The following is a 4173-nucleotide window of genomic DNA, read 5'->3' on the forward strand; positions in this document are numbered from 1 at the left end:
TCCGGCTCGCCGAACAGCCCGACCCCGCCCTCGTCCGCAAGGCCCTGCGCCCCCGCGCCGCCGCCGTCGTCGCCGAGACCGCCCCGGCGCGCCGGACCGCCACGCCGCGCACGTCCTCGTCGCGCCCGTCGCAGCGCGCCGCCTCCGAGCCGGCCCCCGCGCCGGTGCGCACCGGCGCCGTCGACGTCGACGAGATCCAGAACCGCGCCCTCGCGCTGCTCGACCAGCTCTCCGCGATCGACGCGCAGCTCGCCCTCGTCGCCGAGCAGTCCGGCCTCGCCGCCCGCGCCCGCCGCGGTGACCTCGAGAAGCAGAAGGCCACCGTCCTGCGCACCCTGGCTGCCCTGGAGAAGGCCCGGCTCAGCGCCACCCGATAGGGAACTTTCTCGCCCCGAGGGGGAGGTTGTCGCGGCATCGTTCGAGTGCCGCAGTCGACAACCTCCCCCTCGTCGCATATATCACCTGGTGGGACTACGCATACCGGACATCCCTCCCCTCGATCCGTAAGAGACCAGGTAGTCTGCCCGTGCCGAAGGGTCTGTCGGGGACACCGGGGTATCGGTGGAGACCGCACATGCAGGCTTGCGTGGACCGACCGATCGAGAGGAGTTGCCGTGAGTGTCCCCGGCGCCGGCCGTACGGGGGTACCGACGTGGCGGGCGCTGGCCACCGCGCTGCCCCGTCCTCGCCTGTTCGAGATGCTCGACCGCGGGTCTGCGCTGACGGTGGTCCACGCACCGGACGGGTTCGGCAAGAGCACGCTGCTCGCCACGTGGCTGCACGGCGGCGGCGTACCCGGGCGCGACGTCGCGTGGGTGCCGGCGGCGACGGACGACGGGACACCGGACCGCATCTGGTCCGACGCGTGCGCGGTGCTGGGCGACCATGTCGTGGCCGGCGACCCGGTCGACCGGCTCGCCTCGACCCTCGGCGGAACGCCGTCCCTGCTCGTCCTCGACGGGCTCCCCGGCACCGCCCTCGACGACCTGCTGCCGACGATCCGGCAGCTGCTGGATCGCTGCCCGTCCGTGGACGTCGCCGTCTGTCTTCGCGGCAGCACCACGTCCGCCATCGTGGCCGCGGCGGGCCTCGACTGCACGTTCGTCTCCGCCCACGACCTCCGGTTCACGCCCCGGGAGACGGCGGAACTCTTCCGCGCCGCCGGGGTGGAACTCGGGATCGACGAGTACGGCGACCTGTGCCGCGCCCTGGGCGGGCTGCCCCAGCTGATCTCGGGCGCCCTGAACGTCGCCCGGCTGCACCGGGGCGCACCGGTCGACGAGGAGGGCCGGCCCTCCCCCGACCTGGCCGTCGCCATCGCCGGGTTCGCGTCCGGTCTGCTCGACACGCTCACCGCCGAGGAACGGGCGTTCGCGATGTGCGTCGTCGCCGCCCGCGATCTCGACGCGGAACTCGCCGCCGAGCTCACCGGCCGGCCCGAGCCGGCCGCGCTGCTCGACCGTCTCGAGGCGCGAGGCCTGCTCGTCGTCGACGAGGCGGACGAGACACGGACGTGGTCGTGGCCGTCGGCCCTGCGGTCGGCGGTACTGGAACAGGCCCGGCAGGAGGAGCCCGCACGGGTCGACGAGCTGATGACCTTTCTCGCGCGCCTGCACCGGGATGCGGGCCGGCCGGCGCAGGCCGCGGTGTACGCGGCCGAGGCTCGCAACTGGACGATGGCCGCGGGCATCGTGGAGCGCAGCTGGGGCGAGATGGTCTCCGAGCACCTGGAGGTGCTCATCCTCGTGTTGCGGACAATCCCGGAGGACTTCCTGGAGGACTACCCGGCGGTGCTCGCCGGACGGGCGCTGTTCGTGCAGATGCTCGCCGATCACCCCATCCTGCGGGCGTCGCTTCCGAGCGAACCCGACGAGCTGCACACGCTCGGCGCCGGGCCGGACGCCGCGAACGTCCTGCACCTGGCGACGGTGCAGTCGCTCGCGCTGCGTGTCGCCGGGGACTTCGTCCAGGGCGCCGACTGCACGCGACGGCTCGAGCCGCTGGTACAGAGCATGCTCATGCACCAGCCGGACAACATCACCCCGCAGCTGCCGCTGCTGCGGGTCCAGTGGGCGATCACCTTCCAGCTCGTCGCGGAGCTGGCCGAATCCAACCGGCAGTTCGAACTGGCCTACCGCGGCGGTGTCGCCGCGGACACCCCCTACATCGTCCAGAACGCCGCGGGCAGCTCGGCGCTCAACTGGGCTCTGGTCGGCGACGTCCCGCGCGCCCGCCGGTGGCTCGACCGGGAGGCGACGACGGAACCGTCCGACGGGCTCTTCGGCGAACTCGTCAAGGTCGGCGGCCGGGTCGCCGCGGCCCTGACCCATCTCGACGCGCTCGACGTGGGCGCGGCCGAGTCGATAATCGAGCTGCTCGGCGCGCCCAGCGATCGGGAGGAGCTGTGGGGGTTCGTCGCCTACGCCCACGCCCAGCACGCCCTGCTCACCCTCGAGGCGTACGCGGGTCTGACGTGGTTGCACCACACCGTCGCCGGCCACGCCCACCGGCACGGCGACGGCGCATTCTCCCGGACGCTGCTCACCGCGACGGAGATCGACCTGCACCTGGCTCTCGGCAACGGCAACCTGGCCCGCGCCGTGGCGGACCAGGAGCCCCGGCACCATCCGATACTCGTCGTCTCCGACGCGCGGGTGGATCTGCTCGGTGGGAGTCCCGACCGGGCCGCCAAGAAGCTCGCGCGGGTGTCGTGGCCGGACTGCGGATTCCCGCGGGCCCATCTCGAGGCGTTGCTGCTGGACGCCGCCGCGCAGCTCGATCTCGGCAATCCCCGGTCCGCGATCGTGTGCTGGGAGCGCGCCTGCACGCTCGCCCGGACGCTCGGCAATCGGCGCGCCTTCACGACCGTGCCGGACCGGCATCGGCGAGAGCTCGTCGAGCGCAGCGGTATTGCGGTGCCGGGCGGTTCCGTCGAGGCGGTGTTCCCGGACGAGGTCGTGCGGGTCGAGTTGTCCCCGCGGGAGAGGCAGGTGCTCGCGTTGCTGGCCGACGGATCACCGCAGAGCGAGATCGCCCGGCTCCTGTTCGTCTCCCCGAACACGGTCAAGACGCAGCTGCGCAGCATCTACCGCAAGCTCGAGGTCCACACCCGGGTCGAGGCCATCACCCGGGCGCGGGAGCTGCGGCTGCTGCCGGTGACCGGTGAGCTCTAGGCACGCTTCCGCGGCCCTTTCCGGCGCCGACGTCCCCTCCCGAACCGAGCGAATGTATCGCTCATCTCCGCAGATCGACGCGATGGCACGTTCGCTCGGCTCGGGAGGAGGTCACGCCGGTTTGTGGGCGAGCACCCGGAACACGATGCCCATCCGCCCGGTGCGGTGCACGTCGTCGACCACGAGGCCGGCCTCGGTGAGATAGGGGACGGGGTCGCGGAGCAGGTGGTCGGCGCCGAAGCGGATGCTGAGCGGCTCGATGCCCCGTTGCAGGGCGCGCAGCGCCCGGTTCGTCGACGGCCCGTGCTCGGCGAGGACGACGCGGCCGCCGGGGACGAGCACGCGGTGCGCCTCGGCGGCGGCGCGGGCCGGGTCGGGCACGGTGCAGAACGTGAAGGTCGAGAGCACGGTGTCGGCGCTCGCGTCGGGCAGATCGAGGGCCTGGACGTCGCCCTCCCGCAGTTCGACGCGCGGATCGGCGGCGGCCTTCGCCCGGGCGAGTTCGAGCATCCTCGGTGAGATGTCGATGCCGACGACGTGCTCGACCTCCGGCCCGTAGAGGGGAAGGTTGAGCCCGGTGCCGACGGCGAGTTCGACGACGCGGCCGCGGGCCTGCGCGGCCGCCCAGTGCCGGGCCGGCCCGAGGATCAGCCGCTCGACCAGGCCCATGCCGCGGTCGTAGTTCTTCGACATCTCGTCGAAGATCCGCGATACGCGGGCGTTCTCGTTCTCGACCTTCTCCGAATCGGTCACCGTGTCTCCTTACCGCCGGGTCACCGCCGACGTTACCGGCGTACCCTCCCGGCTGTGACCGAACCGATCCCGGAACAGCGCCGCGTCCTGACCGTGCTGGTGGCCGCGCAGATCCTCAGCGGTGCGGGCCTGGCCGCCGGCGTGACCGTCGGCGCGCTCCTCGCGCAGGACATGCTGGGCAGCACGAGTCTCGCCGGGGTGCCGAGCGCCCTGTTCACGATCGGGTCGGCGGCCGCGGCCGTCGCCG

The 4173-nt window shown here is 72.9% G+C and carries 2 protein-coding genes and 2 pseudogenes; 3 read left to right on the top strand and 1 reads right to left on the bottom strand.

The features are described 5' to 3' along the window. Nucleotides 1–377: pseudogene (locus CQZ88_RS30815) on the top strand (hypothetical protein); the annotation flags it as partial. A gap of 237 nt (nucleotides 378–614) precedes the next feature. Further along, nucleotides 615–3173, top strand: coding sequence for a LuxR C-terminal-related transcriptional regulator (locus CQZ88_RS10550; RefSeq protein ID WP_102799724.1), 2559 nt, complete (start codon nucleotides 615–617; stop codon nucleotides 3171–3173). A gap of 111 nt (nucleotides 3174–3284) precedes the next feature. Here CQZ88_RS10550 and CQZ88_RS10555 read toward each other — a convergent pair whose 3' ends face one another. Further along, nucleotides 3285–3926 (bottom strand): class I SAM-dependent methyltransferase, encoded by a 642-nt coding sequence (locus tag CQZ88_RS10555; RefSeq protein ID WP_029542122.1) that lies wholly within the window; start codon nucleotides 3924–3926, stop codon nucleotides 3285–3287. 54 nt (nucleotides 3927–3980) lie between these two features. Between CQZ88_RS10555 and CQZ88_RS10560 the strand changes: the two are divergent. Continuing rightward, nucleotides 3981–4173 (top strand): annotated as a pseudogene (locus tag CQZ88_RS10560) (MFS transporter); the annotation flags it as partial.

The organism is Rhodococcus sp. ENV425, from assembly GCF_002887785.1.
Classification (GTDB): Bacteria; Actinomycetota; Actinomycetes; order Mycobacteriales; family Mycobacteriaceae; genus Rhodococcus; species Rhodococcus aetherivorans.